We start from the raw sequence: 18,828 nt of genomic DNA on the forward strand, positions 1-18,828 counted from the left end.
TGTTTTGTTGTTGCTTTGATAGCGCGGCGTGTTTTTAAACTTACCTTCTCGATACTCTTTTCGCCAACGACTAAGCATTAACGGATGAATATCCAGCGCCTCGGCAACCTCCTTTGACATGACATCGTCTCGTAAGCTTAGTTCGACTGCTTTGATTTTGAAATTAACGGGGTAAAACCATGTCTTTCTAGGTTGGGTATATCTAGGCATGTTAGCCTCCTCAAAGTGATGAGGAGGTGTCCACTAAAACGGGTGAGGAGCACTTCGCCAAAGCTTGAGGTTGTTATATGGCCAGCCACATTGTATGAGCGAAGAAAACCGCTGTCGTAAGTTTTTGTGTAACTAAGTTGCGCGCCGTTTTCAGCTGTAGCGTAATCAGTTATTCCGTTACCAATTAATGCATTACCTTGGTTATCTGCTCCATCTTGGAATCCTTTGAATTGAAACGGTGATGCACCAATGTTACCAAGCCTAAGGGTCAGATTTTCATCTTCTTTTGGTGTTCCATAAAGGCCAAATAAATCAAACTCAACACCGGCAAAGTCATTATGAAATGAAAAATCTCGGTCGCCGCCACCAAAATCATTTGGTTCTTCAGCTATATCAATATCAGCTGTAATAAATTCGTTAATATGAAATTTAAGCTGTAAATTTGCTCTTACACGGCCAAATCCACATTCTTGTACTTCATCTTCAGGACGAAACGCCCCCTCTTTTGCTTGAATAGACTGGAAATTTTGCATTAATAAAAAGTCGACATCAACGCGGTCTAAGTAATCAGAAAAATCAGCTTGAGCTGACATCGAGGTAGCCATTGCAGCTGTTAATAGTGAGATTGCGAATTTTGTATTTTTATTTTTAACATAATAAGCTCTTCGTGTTGTGTAGTGTTTAGTGTGAGTGTTTAGAAAAGCATTATGAGCATTGGATGTGACTTTATATTAAAATCCGCCAATGAGCATAAGCTCAACTGCTGAGTATAATCACAGAGTGATTTTAATAGGTCAACGATTTTTTATTACAAAACATTTACAAAATTAGAATTGTTAATTTAAAAGCCTTAATATCAATGATTTGTAAATTTATTAGATGTGGTTGAAAAAACGAATGTACGGGTGTTTATAAAATTGATAACTTTTAAAATAATTAGAAAGTAGTAGATTTGAGTGTTGTTTTGATATTTTTTAAGCAGAATACAAAATCAACAAAAGTATGGATGTATTGTGATTTTTTAAGCAACGTTCTTGAGGTTATTAAGGTCATAGCTTAATATTAATGTACTTAAGAAGTATTAAAAGAAGTAACTTACATATGGAATTTGTTCGCCCTTTAGAGCCTATCCTCATCATTGACGATGTTAAAGAAATCCGTGATTACCTAAACCAAATATTAACCGAACTGGGTTATGAAGATATTTTAGAAAGCACGGATTTTAGCTCTGCCAAGCCAGTTATTGATAAAAAATGCCCTAGTGTGATTTTTTTAGATGTAGACTTACCCGACTCTGATGGGACTGATATTTTAGAATTTATTAATATAACCTACCCAAACGCACATGTAGTTATGTGCTCAGGTCATAACAGCTTAGAAAATGTTCAGAATACTTGGGAGCTTGGAGCTAAAGGGTTTATAGCAAAACCTTTTAATGCAAAAAAAGTTGATACCGTAATGAAACGTCTCGAACACATAGAATAATAAAAGGTTAGCATGCAAAGCTCCGTTAAAGCGATTATTGAAGACTTATCAGATGTTATTTTTGGAAAACAAAAACAGATAAAATTAGCACTAACCTGCTTGTTTAGCGAAGGACACTTACTAATTGAAGACTTGCCTGGCATGGGAAAAACCACGCTTTCTCATGGTTTAGCGGCAGTACTTGGCTTATCTTACCAACGAATTCAATTTACAAGTGACTTACTACCTGCCGATATACTCGGTACAAATGTATTTAATAGTAACGATCACAGCTTTACGTTTCATAAAGGCCCTATTTTTAGTCAAGTTGTATTAGCTGACGAAATAAACCGTACAGGGCCAAAAACGCAAAGTGCATTACTTGAAGCCATGGAAGAACAACAAGTCACTGTTGATGGCAAAAAGTATAGCCTTCCAGATCCATTTTTTGTTATTGCTACGCAAAATCCTTTATACCAATCGGGTACTTATCCGCTACCGGAATCTCAGTTAGATCGATTTTTAATGCGTATAAGCCTTGGTTTTCCTCAAAAAGAAGCTGAAAAACGTTTAATTTTAAATATGCAAAAACGCGACTACAGCCAACTTCCTAAACGGATAGATAAGCAGCAATTAAAACAAATTCAGGCACAAATTAGTGAAGTTACACTTAGCACTCCCGTTGTTGATTACATTATAGAGCTTGTTAATTATACAAGAAGCAGCAATGCGTTTGCGTCTTCATTATCACCTCGAGCAAGTATTGCGTTAGCTAAGGCTGCTAAATCATGGGCTTATATTGATGGACGCGATTATGTAATTCCTGAAGATATACAAGCAGTCTTTACAAGTGTGTGTCAGCACCGCTTAGGTTTGCATAATGAATCGGGTGAAGCTCAAGTGAATGACATTTTAAATGCTGTGCCGGTTCCGTTGTAGCTTTTATGCCATCTAAAAAATCAAAACGCCCCAGCATATTTGCATCTTTAAAACGTTCTGTTTTTGATAAATTTTTAAAACATAAACACCAAAAAAATTCAATTACGTTAGAGCACAATACAATCTATGTTTTGCCATCTTCGCTTGGGTGGTATTTTATTATTGTGGCTATTTTAAACTTTGTAATGGGTATAAATTATCAAAATAATTTAATTTTGATCATGTCGTATCTGATGTTCGTGGTCATTGTATTAGCTGTTTTTATGGGATACAGCAATGCGAAAGGCTTAACAGTAACTTTTGATAAAGTATTACCGAGTTTTTCTCCACAACAACCCATTTTAAAATTGAATTTACATAGTAATTCAATCTGCCAATCGCTTTCTATTACCTATAACAATGATTTAAAAGCAAGTACACATCATGATGAAATTTCAAATAAATCGATTAGTAGCAGTTTACCGCTTCCGTATGAAACACGAGGTTGCTACAAATTAGAACGAATAAAAATAGCCAGTAACTATCCTTTTGGTTTGGTATCTGTATGGAGCTATTTACAAGTACAAACTAAAACTTTTGTTTACCCTGCTCACGAATACGTATTAAGCGATGCACACATTTCTTCACAAGATGAAAATACACAAAATGGAATGACAAAAAAGTCGGGAACTGAAGAATTCGACAATCTATTAATACATCAACCCGAAATGGGCTTAAGCAGAATATCGTGGAAACACTTCGCTAAAACAAAGCAATTATTAGTCAAAGACTTTGTAGATTTTAAAGCGACTGATGCTTTGTTTGATTTTAATTTAATGAGTGGAGCTACAGAGCAACGCCTTAGTCAGTTGTGTTATTTAGTGTGTGAAGCAACTGAGCACAACACCCCTTTCATGTTAAAACTGCCAAGCAAATTAATCAGTATTAATACAGGACAAGCCCATAAGCAACACTGTTTAGAATGCTTAAGTTCATTTGCAGGTGAAAAGCAATGATTGAACTTGAAAATGAAAAAGTTATTAACTTCTCTTTGTGTTTTATTTACGCCTGTTTAGTTCTATTTTTTACAGCACACCTGCCACTCCCATTTATTAGTGTATTAGCTGGCTTATGCCTATGGAATGCAGTTATTACAGCCAAAAATATCGTAAAGCCCAATGCATGGCTTGCAAACATACTAGCCGCTGGTGCTTTGGGTTTAATGATATTTACAATAGGAATGTCCGATACTGTAATATTGTTTGTGGCCATGTTGTTGTTATCAAGCTTATTTAAACTTTTACAAGCTAAAAATAAAAAGCATTATCAGGTAATTACAACCCTTACTTTTTTTTCATTGTCGTCGGTGTACTTATTTAGCCAAACTATATTTACCACTGCAGTTGTTAGCTTTTTATATGTAATAAATTTTTCAGTAATGGGTTTATTAGAATCTAAAGACAATTTAAAAATAAGCGCTAAACAAAGTTCAAAGTTATTATTAATGGCGTTACCACTGGCTGTTTTTTTACTGTTGTTTTTACCAAAAATGCCTGCGTTTTGGCAGTTACCCGGGCCAAAACTTGCTAAAACTGGGCTTTCTGAGCAAGTAGATCCGTTTGATATTGCTAAATTATCTAACTCAGATGAACTAGTATTTAGAGCTACTTTTAATAATCCCCCGCCTGCAACACCTTACTATTGGCGTGCAATTATTCATGATGAATTTAATGGCAATGCATGGCTTGCGTCTGATTTTTTAAAATACAGTAACCAACAAACAAACCAAAACTTAATATCCGAAAAAAGCATACTTATTGCAAACTATTCAGTCATTGCAGAACCTGCAACGCAAAAATGGCTTTATGGCTTAACTTATTCAACCAGCAATAGTAAAAATGTAAGCGCTAATGCGCTTGGATTATTAAGGAAAAACAGTTACCAAGCAAAAAGCCTGCAATATGATGTGGCAAGTTATCAATTTTCAGTAGATTCACTTAACGAATTTGAAAGAAATAGATATACATTTTTAAGTTTAAAGCAAAATATTAAAACTAATAAGTTTGCTTTACAGTTAAAAGAACAAGCTATCAATGAGCAGGCTTTTTATGACGCATTACTAGCGTACTTTGTAGAGCAAAACTTTACCTATACATTAACGCCGACCCCAATGAGTGGCGATAATACACTAGACCAATTTTTACTTGATAATAAACGTGGCTTTTGCGGGCATTATGCCAGTGCCGCTGCTTATATTTTTAGGGTTGCGGGCATACCTGCACGTGTAGTCAGTGGTTATTTAGGTGGTGAATATAATAGCGACAATAACACGCTTACTGTTCGCCAATATGACGCCCATGCTTGGGTTGAAGTATATTTACAAAATACCGGCTGGACTATTTTTGATGCCACTGCTGTTGTTGCTCCCGAGCGGTTAAATGGATCGCTTTCCCAAAACCAAGAGCTAAACGAAGAATTTAAAAATAATTTAGATTTCGGCTTAGTTAGCTTAAGCAACTTTGCAGCAATAAACTGGTTAAGGCTTGAACTCGAGCAATTAGATTATCAATGGTCTAGTTGGGTGCTTGGTTTTGATCAAGAAAAACAAAATGATTTTTTAAAATCCATATTTGGTAATAAAAAAAGTTGGATGGTGCCTTTAGTTGTATTAATTACAGCTGGGTTAAGTTTTGCAATTTACTTTGTCTATTTAAACTGGCCAAAAGCAAAACCAGTTAAACTCCCCCCTATAGTTAAAGCCTATAATGAAGTTTTTGATTGGGGAAATAAAAACAAAATTACATCGGCCGACTCTCTTAGTCCGTCACAACAACTTGATCATATGGCAAAGCAAAGGCCTAACGCGTCTAAGGAGCTAATAGAATTTAAACATTTATTCGAAAACAGCCGTTATGCTAACAAACCGTTTACCAAAGAGCGCAAAACCAAAGCTAAAGATCTGATAAAATTAATTAAAAGTTCAAAATAGAGAAAACTATGAATGCTGTTGTTGTTGGCGTGATTTTAATGCTTGCGCTCACTTTGGTTCGTGTCAACGTTATTGTAGCTATGACACTGTCTGCTTTAGTTGCTGGGTTAACTGCTGGTTTAGGAATAAAAGAAAGTTTAGATGCATTTAATTCGGGTTTGTCAGCGGGCGCTGAAATCGCCTTAAGTTATGCAATGCTTGGCGCATTCGCAGTTGCAATATCAAAGTCTGGTTTAACCCGCATATTAGCTGATAAATTATTAGCTAAAGTAGATGCTAGAGGGCAAGGCAGCCAAACATTACTTAGTTATTTTATTTTAATGATTATATTAGCGTGCGCTATCTCATCACAAAACTTGGTGCCCGTGCACATAGCGTTCATCCCAATTTTGATCCCGCCTTTGTTGGTTGTATTTAATAAATTAAAACTCGATCGACGTGCCATCGCGTGTATTTTAACATTTGGTTTAGCTTCGTCCTACATGGTACTCCCCTATGGTTTTGGTGGGATTTACTTATATTCAATTTTACATAAAAATCTTGTAGATAACGGCCTCCAAATTGTAAATACCAGTGTACCCGTAGCAATGATTATCCCTGCGTTAGGAATGTTTATTGGCCTACTCATTGCTGTATTTTTTACTTATAAAAAACAACGTACTTATAAATCGATCACAGTTACTAACCAGAGCAACCATGAACCTATAAAAAACCCAAAAAAAGTCATGTTAGTTGGCTCTTTTGCAGTTATTATCTCGTTAATTGCACAAAATATAAGTGGCTCAATGATACTTGGCGGCTTAGTAGGCGTTATGATTTTTAGCCTATTTGGTATTGTTAAATGGGAAGAAAATGGAGACGTATTTAGTAAAGGCGTTGCCATGATGGCCATGATTGGTTTTATCATGATATCGGCGCAAGGTTTTGCATCAGTTATGCAAGCGACGGGTGATATACAAAGCTTGGTCAATAGCGGTGCAAGTTTGTTTGATGGAAATAAGCCTATAGCAGCGGCGGTAATTTTATTAGTTGGTTTACTTATCACCATGGGAATTGGAAGCTCTTTTTCAACGGTACCAATTATTGCGACCTTATTTGTTCCTTTATGCCTAGAGCTTGGTTTTTCAGTAATGGCAACAGCTGCTTTAGTCGGTACTGCGGGCGCTCTAGGCGATGCGGGCTCCCCTGCTTCAGACTCAACACTTGGGCCAACATCTGGTTTAAACGCAGATGGTCAGCACGACCATATTTGGGATTCGGTAGTCCCAACTTTTATACACTTTAATATCCCACTATTAATATTCGGCTGGATTGCAGCAATGGTACTTTGAGTACTCTAAAACCTTCAATTTAAGAGGCTTATTATGTTATAAGCCTCTGATTCCCTGTTTAACCTTCTTTCACATATAATTTCGATGTTAAGATTAACTTTAAAGTAAGTATCTTATGATGTGTTCTTTTACACCTAAAATATAAGCACCTATTCTGGTGCTTATATTTTTATATTATTTTTACTTAAACCCGTTAATCATTTTATCGCATACTACAGGTGTAGGCCTATGATTATCATCTACAGCTACAAATGTAAAACTACCGCTTATAGCCGAGTGTTTATCATCTTTGTGCATTGTTTCAAGTAGTATATCAACATCTACTTTTAAGCTAGTGTTACCAACATGTACAACTTTAGCTATTAGTTCAGCAAATGTACCTGCAGGTATTGCCTCTTTAAAATCTACTCTATCAGAAGAAATAGTTACCAAGGGTTTACGGCAAAAACGCGTTGCAGCAATAAATGCAACCTCGTCCATCCATGCTAATGCATCGCCACCAAATAATGTATTGTGATGATTGGTACGCCCTGGGAATACCGTTTTTGTAACTGATGTAGTTGAATCTTTTATACGCTGAGCAATAATTGCATCGCGGTTTACGTCTGTCATAGTCTCTACTTTTTGTTGGCTAACGTATCTTGCATTAATAAGCCTGGATCTAGGCGTTCGCCTTTCCAGTTAAAGCGCCAATCTAAATGCGGGCCTGTAACTCGGCCGGTTGCACCAATTTCAGCAACTTTATTACCTTGTTTAACTTTATCACCCACGTTTACATCTAACTTACTTAAATGAATGTAAGTAGAGGTAATACCATGGCCATGATCTAAAATAAGTGTTCCGCCAGAATAATATAAATCGGGTTCTGCAAATACAACAGTGCCACCAATTGGTGCGTACACCGGCGAACCAGTTTTGTTAGCTATATCTAAACCAAAATGCGGGCGACGTGGTTCACCATTAAAGTAACGCTGGCTGCCATACACACCCGAAATTCGCCCTTGTGCAGGTTTTAGTACTGGGTCTAAAAAGTAAGTAAGGTCTGAATTAACAGCACGGGCATTTCTGACCGCAACCGCTTCTCTGCTTATACGTTCACTTACAGATTTAGGCGGAGAAACGTATTTTTTTGCAACACCCGTTATTTTGTCAATGTTGTAATCACGCTTGGTAATAATAAGATTCTGGGTATGCTTTTTGCCATTCGTATCAACCCAGCTAAGTGTATGATTTGCTTTTGCGTCACGGCCAAAACCAAATACAAAATCACCATTTTTTGAAAGCTTTAACGGTATATCGTTTAAACTAACAGACTGCACATCACTAAGCTTTCCTGTTACTAACCCGCCTTGAGTCAGGTGCCCTTTTAGCTCAACAGCTGACGAATTTACACTAAATGTTGCCAAAACTAACGCAGATAAAAGTGACTTAAGCATAACTAATTGCTCCTTTGCCAACCCCTTCATACGCGGTTATTTTAACATTTTGTTCAGGGTGCTTGGCTTTAACTTGCCCTGCAATATACCCCGCAATACATTCAACGGTTGTGTCTATCGGTAAAATATCACAGCGCGTTTCACTAATGGCCATTTCGAAATAACCTTGAGCTGATGTATAAGCAAAACAAACATCATTATCTTTTGCGCTAATATGCTTTAAGTTTTGCGGTTCTATTTGGTCTTCACTTGTTGCTAGGTATATATCTTCCCACTGCATTGCCCATTCTTTTTGTAAGCGTGGCATGGAAATACCGTCTAGGCTTATACCTATTTGAGAACGATGACCATGAATAATGCGCTGACAATTACCATCATGTTTTTTAAGACCATGACTATAATGATAATAAAAGCTTTGGCTATGTTCTGGTTTCAACGATAACTCTATTTTTTCTATGTTTGAAGGCAACTTAGGCAAAATAGTATCAACTAAAAATGCAGTTACCGACTCCACATTAATTTCATCGGCATCAATCATACAATAGGCTTGATGCGGTGCACTCATTGCCAAGTGGTGGTTTTCGCCAAAAGTGCAATCAATTATTTTGTGCTCATCAAATTCAGTCACTGAACCATTTATGCTATTAGGAATAGCTAAACGGTGATCAATACATTCATCAATAATACCTTTAATTTGTTTTTTAACTAATCCAAAGTCTAACACCATAGACTCGTCGTTAAGTTTACCGTGCAAAGTTAAATCAACAATCCAGCTCTCGCCAACGGCGCCGCGTTTGTTACATAAGTAAGAAAAATCTATCACAGTAAGTGAGTTAACAAAAAGGATCATAAACTTCCTTTAGACTAGTTATAAGACAGCGTTAATTATAATGATTTTTGATTGTAATTGCGCGGTTTTATAAAGCAAAAACCTAACGCATTGTTTGATTGATGATTTAATACTCAATATAGTAGGTATTTAACTGCTCCGAGTTGTTTAGCGTACAAGTGTACGCTAAAGTACGGGCAATTTCTAAGCGAAGATAAAGAGTTATGGAACCTAAAAACAACTATACAAAAGAAGAATTGATCCTATGTGGTCAAGGTGAAATGTTTGGTGAAGGCAACTGTCGTTTACCTAGCGATAACATGTTAATGATGGACCGCATTACCTCTATAAATGCTGATGGTGGAAGCCACGGTAAAGGTGAAATAATTGCTGAGCTTGATATTGACCCGACCCTTTGGTTTTTTGATTGTCACTTTAAAGGTGACCCTGTTATGCCAGGGTGTTTAGGCCTTGATGCAATGTGGCAACTAGTGGGTTTTTATCTTGGTTGGTCAGGTGGTCCTGGTCTTGGCCGCGCTTTAGGTGTAGGTGAAGTTAAATTTACAGGCCAAATACTTCCAACGTCTAAAAAAGTAACCTACCGCCTTGAAATGAAACGCGTAATTAAACGTAAACTCTTCATGGGTGTTGCAGATGGCACTGTTGAAGTAGACGGCCGCGTAATATATGAAGCCAAAGATTTAAAAGTAGGTTTATTTCAAGATACCACGTCTTTTTAATAGATTTACAATATAAATACAAAAAGGCCTCCAATTTGGAGGCCTTTTTGCTTAAATTTGGGTAATAATTAGGTTTTATACATATTTCGATTTTCAATTGCCTCTCGCCATCCACCTAACCACTCTGACTTTGGATCTATCTGTTGATAAGGGCATAGCTCTTTAGAACGACCTGCTAAACCTGCTTTGAAACCTTGAGAATGAGCTCTTTCTAAACGATCTCTTTTCTGTCTCTTCATCGGTATTATCCTCACCTTTTATAGTTATATATTTTGTAGCATAAGTGAAATCTACAATTAATGAATAGTTAATAAAAATGTAAAGTTCAAATAACAAAAACAATTAAATTGTTTGACATTAACTAAGCTGCTGATGCAAAAATGAATTAACATTTAAAGAATCAATCTGGTCATACCACCGCACTATACAACTTAAGCATCTATCTAAAATCATTAATTACTAAGACGAACAATTTATGCATCAACCTTAATTATTGACTAATAAAAATAACTGAAGTTCAAACAAAAATGTAATTCATAAAATATTTTTAACAGATGAATTTTGTACTTGCATATTAAAAGCCGATCGGTCTAATATGTAGCTATGAACAAAAATAATACAGTAACTCCACGACGTGGCCGTCCTCCTAAAATAGCCAGAGATAACGCCGATACTAAAGCGTTACTTATACGTACGGGTTTAGAAACGTTAACAGAGTTTGGCTTTAGTGCCACAGGACTCGATACAATATTAAAAAAAGCCTCAGTACCCAAAGGCTCTTTTTACCATTACTTTAAAAGCAAAGAAGCCTATGGCATTGCGTTGGTTGACGCCTACGACAGTTACTTTATTGCAAAGCTAAACCATTACCTCGATCAACAAAATATTCCCCCACTGGAACGCATAGTAAACTTTACACAAAGTGCTATTAAAGGCATGGGTAAGTACGATTACAAACGCGGTTGCTTAGTCGGTAATTTAAACCAAGAATTAAATCACTTAAGCGATGAATTTAAAAATCGCTTAATGCAAAGCTACACAGCTTGGCAAGAACAAATTGAAAACTGTTTAAATCAAGCTAAACAGCAAGGCACTATTTCTAAAACTGTAAATACACAATTAATGAGCGAGTACTTTTGGATTGGTTGGGAAGGCGCAGTAATGCGAGCAAAACTTACTAAGTCAAGTACACCCCTTACGCTATACACTGAAATGTTTTTGCGTGCATTACTGACATAATGCATTTTTATTTATCAATTAAAAGACGATCGGTCTAAAAGGATATGATATGAATAACCCAATTAAAGCCATTGTTATTAATAAAGAAGACAATAACTACAGCGCTTCTTTATCGCAGCTTAACGAAAATGATTTACCTGACGAAAATACCACAATAAATGTGTTGTACAGCACATTAAACTATAAAGACGGTCTAGCCATTACAGGTAAAGGCCCGGTAGTGAGAACCTTTCCGATGGTGCCCGGTATAGATTTAGTAGGCACTGTAACAACCTCCACCAGCGATGAATTTAAAAATGGCGATCATGTTATTTTAAATGGTTTTGGTGTTGGCGAAAAACATTGGGGCGGCCTTGCACAAAAAGCAGCGCTAAATAGTGACTGGTTAATTCCCCTACCCGCTACTATCAGTCCAAAACAAGCAATGCAAATTGGGACTGCCGGTTATACCGCTATGTTGAGCGTCATAGCACTCCAAAAACAAGGAGTTAAACCTGACGATGGTGAAATTTTAGTTACAGGTGCAAACGGTGGTGTTGGGAGTTTTGCTATTTATTTATTAAGTCAGCTCGGCTATAACGTAACCGCCGCCACAGGACGAGTAGATCAAAGCGAATACTTAAAAGAACTTGGTGCATCTCAAATAATTAACAGAGATGAGTTATCAAACCCGGGGAAACCGCTTCAAAAAGAACGTTTTGCTGCAGCTATCGATTCTGTTGGCAGCCATACGCTTGCAAATATTTGTGCGTCGCTTAAATACGGTGGTGTAGTCACTGCGTGTGGTTTAGCTCAAGGCATGGATTTACCCGCATCAGTCGCGCCCTTTATTTTACGAGGTGTTTCACTTATCGGAATCGATAGTGTTATGCGACCAAAAACAGACAGAATTAAAGCATGGGAAAGACTAGCTACATTAGTAAAAGCTGACTATTTAGATAAAATTTCAACAGAAATTACACTCGAACAAGTAATTGAAAACGCCGAGCAACTCATGGAAGGTAAAATTCGTGGTCGCGTTGTAGTTAATTGCCAAGGTTAGGCTATTTACACTATTAAAGCCTCGTTATTAAATTTATAATACACTTTGTATTTTAATAACGAGGCAACACCTATGAGCAACCAAGAACTTTTCAGTAATAATCCACTGCAAGGCGTAAAATTAGAACAAGTGGTTGAAGAGCTGGTTGAGCAATACGGGTGGGAACTCCTGCACGCTTACTTGCAGCTTAATTGTTTTAAAAATAATCCGGATATTAAATCTGCTGTAAAATTTTTACGTAAAACCCAATGGGCACAAGAAAAGGTAGAAAATTTTTACCTATACCGCCTTAAAAACTTGCCTAAACCAGATGATGTTCAGTATGAGTTACCGCCGCGTGATCGTGTTATACCGGCCGATCATAAACCAGGTGAACCTTGTGAACTAAGCTTTAGTGACGCAAAACGCATTCAAGCTAAAAAAGCCACTAAACAACGTGCTCGAGAACGCAAACAACGGTCTAATCCAAGTAACCCTTGGGGTAATTAAGAGTGAGTTTATAAAGCCAATTTTTATTGGCTTTTTTTATGCCTTGTTGTAACTAGTTCTTAGCGTTGCAGCACTATAACTATGTAAACCGAATAAGTTAGCTTATTTAAACCTATGTTGCCGTTGTGCCTAGGAACTAGTACCCGCGCTTTTTCCAAAAATCTACTTCTGTTTGTTGCGCTTCTAATGCAACATTAAATGTTTTATCTGCAATTATTTTATTATTAAGCGTTAAAGTCATTCGCCATGGGCCTAGCTTATTGCCAATAGGCTCCCACAATGTATCGCCAAGATAAAAGTGCCAATCGTTATCTTTAACGTATTCAACGCTTTCAAAAGGCGGCATAACATCCCCCTCTTCGTTAGGTATGTCTGGGTGGTAAATACAAAAATGCAGTTTTTCACCTTTTGCTTTTTTTATATTTACTATCAGCCCAAATTCTACGTCTATTTCAGCAATCACATCAGTAGTGAATTGCTCAATTTGTGGAAGAGCCTTGCTGTTACTATCCCAAGTTGAATAAATACCATAACTCTGGAGCGTAACGCTGGGTTTTAACTTTGCCATTTATCCAACCTGTACTTACTTATATACCAAAATTTTATAATAAACCGTTGGTTTAGTCTTATATAAAAGTTTACTTACATAATTTTCATTTATATTTGCACATTGCTTGCACAATTACAGAATAATATTTTGATCTCTTTATCAGTGAGTTCAAAGTTATGAGTACATCCCTAGTAAATAGTATTTCTAAAAATTCAGTGACAAAATTAAAGCTAATTGTGTGCTTTACTGCAATATCATCACTTGTTGCATGCGGTGGTTCTGAGCAAAGCACTTCAATAAGCGACGTAATAACTGATAGCACAACAGTTGACGGTTCAAATGCTGATGCAAATGGTTCTACACACAATGTTTTATGTGAGTACGCTTACAACGAATACAACAACGCTGACTCTGTACAAACAACAAGCTCAGCTGACTGGACATGCACAGGCACAACGCGTGACATCATTGCTAATGGAATTCCTGACCACGACGTAGGCACTTTTCCTAATCCGGCTAACCCCAATACCATCGCAGAACAATCAGTAAATGAAAGCTTTACATTAACACCGGTTCAATCATCATCCGCTACGATGATGGGCGGCCCTCGCGGTATAACAGGGCTTGTTTTAAATGGCGTTAAAATTGATGCCGGCACAGGTGGTAGCTGTGATGACTCAGGTGAAAATTGCGACCTAGGCGATAATAGCGGCAACTGGAATATAGAAGCTTTAAGCCAAACTACATTTAGTTTTGGCACAGATGCTAACAATGCCCATGTGCAACCAGATGGGACGTATCATTACCATGGAATGCCCGAAGGGTTTATAACAATGCAAGGCGGTAATGAAACAACCATGACACTAATAGGCTGGGCTGCAGACGGCTTTCCTATTTATGCACGTTATGGCTACTCAGATTCAACCGATGCCACTTCTGAACTCGTTGCAATGACAGGCAGTTATCAACACGTAACCACAGTCAGTACAAACAGACCTTCTACCGACATATACCCTTTAGGAACATTTGCACAAGACTGGGAATACGTTGCAGGTTCAGGCGATTTAGATGAATGCAATGGCCGTATTGGCGTAACACCGGAATTTCCAGATGGTATTTATCACTACTATGCAACTGACACTTACCCGTTTTTTCAGCGTTGTGTAAAAGGAGAGCTTTAAGTTATGCGCCTTTCAAAATTAATACATAACATTGGTGGAATGATTATCGCTTTTTGTATATCTCAAAAAACACATGCTCACTTAATAGTTGCACAACATGGCACCCTTAATGTTGTTGAAGAGCACGTGTTTGTTGTGCTGTCGCTTCCTGCGTCGTCATTATTAGGCGTTGACGAAAACAACGATGGGACACTTTCACTCACTGAATTTAATAAATATCGTAATCACATTAGTAAACAGGTTAAAAAGCACGTGTATTTGTCTGATCAGCAATATCGCTTTTCGATTGAAGGGCTGTTATTACATCCAGAAACGGCGCACAGCGGTAACAATACATTTGTTGATCAAATTACCATTACCGGCAGATTCACACCTCTAATGACAAACAATATAAAATTCAATATTAATTTATTTGCCAATAACAGTAGTAAACAAACTTATAAAATTACCGCTACCAATAAACAGCAACAGCTTATTCATCAATTTGAGCTAGAGCCATTGTCTCCGCATAGTGAGTTATTTTAATGTATTAGGCTGATTTACCAAGCCATATAAATCCCATTAAGAAAGCTGACACGTTATACGCGTTTTGGGTTTTTAGGAAAGAATTGCTCTTCTTGTTGTGCACACAAATCAAACTCTCGTGTATTTTTATAGGGTAGCTTCATAAAGCCCGCAACGCCCACATCGGTAATGTTTACAGCATATTGCATTAGTTTATTTAACAAACGTTTAAATTCGGCCTCTTTTGTCGAGTCGAGTAGCCTGTAGTAGTGATGAATTTTCATTCTGTCGGGCAAGGCTTCAAAAATAATACAACCGGTATGGTGTATTTGGTTTAGCTCAAATACACATTTAATTACTTTTTTAGGAAGCTGTAATTGCTCATCGGGATCTTTACCATCTTCAAAGTATGAATGTGGTCGGGTTATTTCGTTAGCTTTAACGCTAACAACTTCATAATCTAGCTCAGGAAGACTATCAAACTTAAATGCACCGGTGCCATCTCGCTCTAATTGAATGGTTTTACGTGCATCAAATAAACAACATTTAAATAGCCCTTTTTGGTTAATTGCTTGGGCTAACATCACTGTATTGTTTATTGAATCTGTAAATGCTTTGCCTAGTGACTCATCGTGCATTATTAATGACGACTCAATAAACAACGATTCATCTTTCCAATGAAAACTAAGCCCACCCACGGCTGGGTATTTCGCAAGCCGGCTTATGGAGGCCAAAAATGCTTTTTCGGTGTCGCCAGTATCAAATAAAAATTCTTTGTAGTATCGGTCTAACTGGGCATCATTTACATCTAGTAACTGTTGGTTGTGGTCGGCTTGGCGTAAAAACTGTTTACGCGAGCTATAAACTACGGTATCTGGCGCTTCATCGGTACCGTACCAAAACGGGATAGCGGCTTTTTGCTGTGTTAATTTAAGATCGGGTAAATACGCTTTTGCCATTGTTGGTATATTACGTATAAAGTAATCGCCTGCAGCATCACGTACTGTTTTACTTTTACTGAGCATGCCATCTATAACGTTAGCGAGCTCTTTAGGTAGCCCTAAAGAAATTGCAGGAATAGCCTGCGCGCCAAATCGACAAGACTGTGCAGACGCTAATGCATATAAAGTTGCTGCAACACCTTGCTCATCAAACCGCGGCGATGATTGCTCACCCGACATTTGCGCTTCGCCTATAAAGTACACATCTCCCATACGCGCATTGGTTGTGCTTAAATCTCCCGACATTAAATCCATAAAGTTACTGGCTACGGGCTCACCGTTACTGTGTAATTGGGCATATACCGAACTCCCCCAATCAACTAAAGATAAAGCGTCTGTTTGAGAATCCCACACCAAATTTGAAGGTTTTATATCTCCATGCACAATTGGTTGAGCACTTAACCCATTTTTGTGGTTACTTAAATCAAGTAACACATTACGTAATTTAACGGCTAATGCCATTATTTTAGCTGCGCTAAATCGCCCCTCTTTAAGCGACACTTTTTCAAGGTCTTCTCCCATGGCGCGCGCCATCATTAAAATGCCCTGCTTTTTAATGCGCTCAAACGCATAAAATTTAGGCACCAGCGGATTATTAATTTGTGAAAGCATATACGCTTCGTCTTCAAGACGGTCACGTACACTTTGAGCAAGCGTAATCCGTGAAAACTTAAACACCCAAGGCAAGCCTTTGTCGTCTTCACCTGCAAATACAAACCCAAATGCACCTGAGCCAATCATTTCTACATTTTTATAACCAAGCAAAGTAAGTTGTTTAATACAAATATTAAGCCACTGGCGATGTTTTTTAGCATCACGATGCGACAGCAAATATACGGATTGCTCTTCGTTAATGTAAAAATTTCGAATTTCTTTGGCTTTCAATACAGGCTCTCTAATTATGTGATTACTGGTAAGTTTTAACACTCTGATTATTAGTTTTATATAACGACATTACAATAGCACCAATATAGTTTTTAAACTTAAGCCCTATTTGAATAATAAAACACTCAATGTTGCATCCAAAAGGTTTACTTAGTCGTTTTAATTTAAACAGCACTGAATAGTAAACATAATAGATAGGACTTTAAGGATGAAAACATTAGCAATTTTAACTATCGGCACATTATATAGCGGTTATGTACATGCCAATATAGAAAAGCTCACTGTATATGGGCACCGTGATGGTTTAATTGGCGAATCAATCAGTGCCTCTAGCGGCATTATTGGCCAAGGTGAAATTGAGCAGCGCCCAATGCTAAGAAGCGCTGAAATGTTAGAGCTCATTCCGGGGATGGCGGTTACTCAACACAGTGGCTCAGGTAAAGCAAACCAATACTTTATTAGAGGATTTAACTTAGACCATGGGACCGACTTTGCCACAAGTATCGATGGTATGCCTATCAACATGCGTAGCCACGGACACGGCCAAGGTTACACCGATCTAAACTTTATAATTCCCGAATCTATTTCTACCATTAACTATCAAAAGGGTTCATATAGCGCAAGCCAAGGTGATTTTTCAAGTGCTGGTAGTGCACAGTTTAAACTGGTTGATAATCTTAAACATCAGCAAATAGAACTAAGTATTGGAGAAGATAACTATAAACGCGCGGTAGTACTTGGCTCAACTAACCTTACAAAAGGTAAACTTATTGCGGCTGCTGAGTGGCAAGGCTACGACGGCCCTTGGGATGACATAAACGAAGACGTGAATAAAAAAAATGCCCTACTACGCTATGTTGGTAAAGCATTTAATGGTGACCTATCAATAAGCGCAATGGCATACGACAACACATGGAACTCAGCCGATCAAATTCCACAGCGTGCTGTTTCGCATAACTTAATAACACAATTAGGCTCGCTCGACACCACTCTTGGCGGCAGCTCTAGTCGTTATAGTTTATCGGGTAATTGGCAAGGGGAGCATTTGAAAGCCAGCGCTTATGTAATAAATTACGATTTAAACCTATATTCTAATTTCAGTTATTTTTTAAATGACCCAATTAATGGCGATCAGTTTAATCAGCAAGATAACCGCAATATTTATGGCACCACTTTAAGTTATCAGTTTGAAACTAAAACATCAGGCTTAAACATGCAACACACTGTAGGGCTTGAGCTTAAACACGACGATATAGATAACGTTGGGCTTTATAACACTAAAGCCAGAGAGCAGCTAAGCACTGTAAGGCAAGATGTACTCAAGCAAACGAGTTATTCAAGCTTTTGGGAGTCTAAACTTTTATTTACCCCAAAACTAGAAGCAACAGCAGGTGTAAGGTACGACTATTTTGATACAAATGTAACCAGTATTACCGCCGTAAACTCAGGTAAAGCAAGTGATGATTTAATCAGTTTTAAAGCAAGCTTAAATTATCGCTTTACTCAATTGCTAGCTGCCTATGCAAATTGGGGGCAATCTTTTCACTCTAACGATGCGCGCGGCTCCACAATAAATATCGACCCAGTAACAGGTGATCAAGCCGAACGAGTCGATCTATTAGTAAAAAGTGAAGGCGCTGAAATTGGATTACGATTTGCTGATGAAAAAAAATATAATATGTCAGCTGCGCTTTGGTGGTTAAAACTCGACTCAGAACTATTGTTTGTCGGAGATGCAGGTAATACAGAGCCAAGTGATGCGTCTAAGCGTTATGGGTTAGAAATGAGTGCCTATTACTGGATTAACGAGCAATTTAATATTGATTTAGAAGCCTCGTTTACACATTCTCGCTTAGATATAAATGACAATAACAATTACATAGAAGGCGCTGTACCCGTTGTAGCAAGTACAGGTTTAAATTGGCACTTAAGTAAACAATGGCAATCATCGATCAGGGTACGCCATATTGGTAAACGCACATTAACAGACGACGGTGATAAGCTGAATCGCCCCGTGTTT

19 protein-coding genes and 1 pseudogene are annotated in these 18,828 nt (G+C 37.6%); 12 read left to right on the plus strand and 8 right to left on the minus strand.

What is annotated here, in order from left to right; genetic code table 11:
* Window positions 1-210: transposase (locus CWB65_RS17960; protein WP_138741140.1), on the minus strand; the 210-nt coding region annotated here is incomplete at its 3' end.
* 53 nt (window positions 211-263) lie between these two features.
* Window positions 264-815: pseudogene (locus tag CWB65_RS17965) on the minus strand (hypothetical protein); the annotation flags it as partial.
* A 496-nt stretch (window positions 816-1,311) separates the two neighbouring features.
* On the opposite strand from CWB65_RS17965, the gene CWB65_RS17970 reads away from it, so the two are divergent.
* From CWB65_RS17970 to CWB65_RS17990, 5 genes are read left to right on the plus strand one after another with little or no spacing between them, the layout of a single operon-like run.
* Window positions 1,312-1,695 carry a response regulator gene (locus CWB65_RS17970; protein ID WP_006792946.1) on the plus strand — a complete coding sequence of 128 codons (384 nt, stop codon included), beginning with the start codon at window positions 1,312-1,314 and terminating at the stop codon, window positions 1,693-1,695.
* Window positions 1,696-1,707: 12 nt separating this feature from the next.
* A complete protein-coding gene (locus tag CWB65_RS17975; RefSeq protein ID WP_138741141.1) occupies window positions 1,708-2,613 on the plus strand; it encodes an AAA family ATPase in 906 nt (301 codons plus the stop codon).
* Window positions 2,614-2,618: 5 nt separating this feature from the next.
* Window positions 2,619-3,608: a DUF58 domain-containing protein gene (locus tag CWB65_RS17980; RefSeq protein WP_138741142.1), complete on the plus strand. Its 990-nt coding sequence runs from the start codon at window positions 2,619-2,621 to the stop codon at window positions 3,606-3,608.
* The gene (locus tag CWB65_RS17985) at window positions 3,605-5,581 is read left to right on the plus strand and encodes a transglutaminase TgpA family protein (protein WP_138741143.1); all 1,977 of its coding nucleotides are present in this window, start codon (window positions 3,605-3,607) and stop codon (window positions 5,579-5,581) included. The genes CWB65_RS17980 and CWB65_RS17985 overlap by 4 nt, the downstream gene beginning before the upstream one ends.
* 8 nt (window positions 5,582-5,589) lie before the next feature.
* Window positions 5,590-6,912 carry a Na+/H+ antiporter family protein gene (locus tag CWB65_RS17990; protein ID WP_138741144.1) on the plus strand — a complete coding sequence of 441 codons (1,323 nt, stop codon included), beginning with the start codon at window positions 5,590-5,592 and terminating at the stop codon, window positions 6,910-6,912.
* Between the two features lie 180 nt (window positions 6,913-7,092).
* Here CWB65_RS17990 and CWB65_RS17995 read toward each other — a convergent pair whose 3' ends face one another.
* The 3 genes from CWB65_RS17995 to CWB65_RS18005 are packed head-to-tail and all read right to left on the minus strand — an operon-like array spanning window position 7,093 to window position 9,198.
* Window positions 7,093-7,524, minus strand: coding sequence for an acyl-CoA thioesterase (locus CWB65_RS17995; protein WP_058404001.1), 432 nt, complete (start codon window positions 7,522-7,524; stop codon window positions 7,093-7,095).
* 5 nt (window positions 7,525-7,529) lie between these two features.
* Complete coding sequence (locus CWB65_RS18000) at window positions 7,530-8,348, minus strand: M23 family metallopeptidase (RefSeq protein WP_138741145.1); 819 nt, start codon at window positions 8,346-8,348, stop codon at window positions 7,530-7,532.
* Window positions 8,341-9,198, minus strand: coding sequence for a 6-carboxytetrahydropterin synthase (locus CWB65_RS18005; RefSeq protein WP_138741146.1), 858 nt, complete (start codon window positions 9,196-9,198; stop codon window positions 8,341-8,343). Before CWB65_RS18005 ends, CWB65_RS18000 begins: the two co-directional genes overlap by 8 nt.
* A 203-nt stretch (window positions 9,199-9,401) precedes the next feature.
* Here CWB65_RS18005 and fabA point away from each other — a divergent pair, with 203 nt between their 5' ends.
* Entirely contained in the window at window positions 9,402-9,917 is a 516-nt protein-coding gene (gene fabA / locus CWB65_RS18010; RefSeq protein ID WP_138741147.1) for a bifunctional 3-hydroxydecanoyl-ACP dehydratase/trans-2-decenoyl-ACP isomerase, read from the plus strand.
* A 68-nt stretch (window positions 9,918-9,985) separates the two neighbouring features.
* Here fabA and rmf read toward each other — a convergent pair whose 3' ends face one another.
* Window positions 9,986-10,156, minus strand: coding sequence for a ribosome modulation factor (gene rmf / locus CWB65_RS18015; RefSeq protein WP_004586522.1), 171 nt, complete (start codon window positions 10,154-10,156; stop codon window positions 9,986-9,988).
* A 364-nt stretch (window positions 10,157-10,520) separates the two neighbouring features.
* Between rmf and acuR the strand changes: the two genes are divergently transcribed.
* The 3 genes from acuR (at window position 10,521) to CWB65_RS18030 (ending at window position 12,687) form a co-directional block, all read left to right on the plus strand.
* Window positions 10,521-11,156 (plus strand): acrylate utilization transcriptional regulator AcuR, encoded by a 636-nt coding sequence (gene acuR, locus CWB65_RS18020; protein WP_138741148.1) that lies wholly within the window; start codon window positions 10,521-10,523, stop codon window positions 11,154-11,156.
* Between the two features lie 49 nt (window positions 11,157-11,205).
* Window positions 11,206-12,198, plus strand: a complete 993-nt coding sequence (gene acuI / locus CWB65_RS18025; RefSeq protein ID WP_138741149.1) for an acrylyl-CoA reductase (NADPH) — start codon at window positions 11,206-11,208, stop codon at window positions 12,196-12,198.
* A gap of 72 nt (window positions 12,199-12,270) precedes the next feature.
* A complete protein-coding gene (locus CWB65_RS18030; protein WP_006792934.1) occupies window positions 12,271-12,687 on the plus strand; it encodes a VF530 family protein in 417 nt (138 codons plus the stop codon).
* Between the two features lie 136 nt (window positions 12,688-12,823).
* Here CWB65_RS18030 and CWB65_RS18035 read toward each other — a convergent pair whose 3' ends face one another.
* Window positions 12,824-13,255 (minus strand): DUF3859 domain-containing protein, encoded by a 432-nt coding sequence (locus tag CWB65_RS18035; protein WP_138741150.1) that lies wholly within the window; start codon window positions 13,253-13,255, stop codon window positions 12,824-12,826.
* Between the two features lie 158 nt (window positions 13,256-13,413).
* On the opposite strand from CWB65_RS18035, the gene CWB65_RS18040 reads away from it, so the two are divergent.
* Together CWB65_RS18040 and CWB65_RS18045 are read left to right on the plus strand one after the other, a co-directional pair.
* A complete protein-coding gene (locus CWB65_RS18040) occupies window positions 13,414-14,418 on the plus strand; it encodes a YHYH protein (protein ID WP_138741151.1) in 1,005 nt (334 codons plus the stop codon).
* A 3-nt stretch (window positions 14,419-14,421) separates the two neighbouring features.
* Window positions 14,422-14,943: a hypothetical protein gene (locus CWB65_RS18045; protein ID WP_138741152.1), complete on the plus strand. Its 522-nt coding sequence runs from the start codon at window positions 14,422-14,424 to the stop codon at window positions 14,941-14,943.
* Window positions 14,944-14,996: 53 nt separating this feature from the next.
* Here the strand turns inward: CWB65_RS18045 and CWB65_RS18050 are convergent, their stop codons facing one another.
* Window positions 14,997-16,808, minus strand: coding sequence for a protein kinase domain-containing protein (locus tag CWB65_RS18050; RefSeq protein WP_138741153.1), 1,812 nt, complete (start codon window positions 16,806-16,808; stop codon window positions 14,997-14,999).
* Window positions 16,809-17,016: 208 nt separating this feature from the next.
* On the opposite strand from CWB65_RS18050, the gene CWB65_RS18055 reads away from it, so the two are divergent.
* Window positions 17,017-18,828: TonB-dependent receptor (locus tag CWB65_RS18055; RefSeq protein WP_138741154.1), on the plus strand; the 1,812-nt coding region annotated here is incomplete at its 3' end.

It is taken from the genome of Pseudoalteromonas sp. S554 (genome assembly GCF_005930865.1).
Lineage (GTDB): Bacteria > Pseudomonadota > Gammaproteobacteria > Enterobacterales > Alteromonadaceae > Pseudoalteromonas > Pseudoalteromonas marina.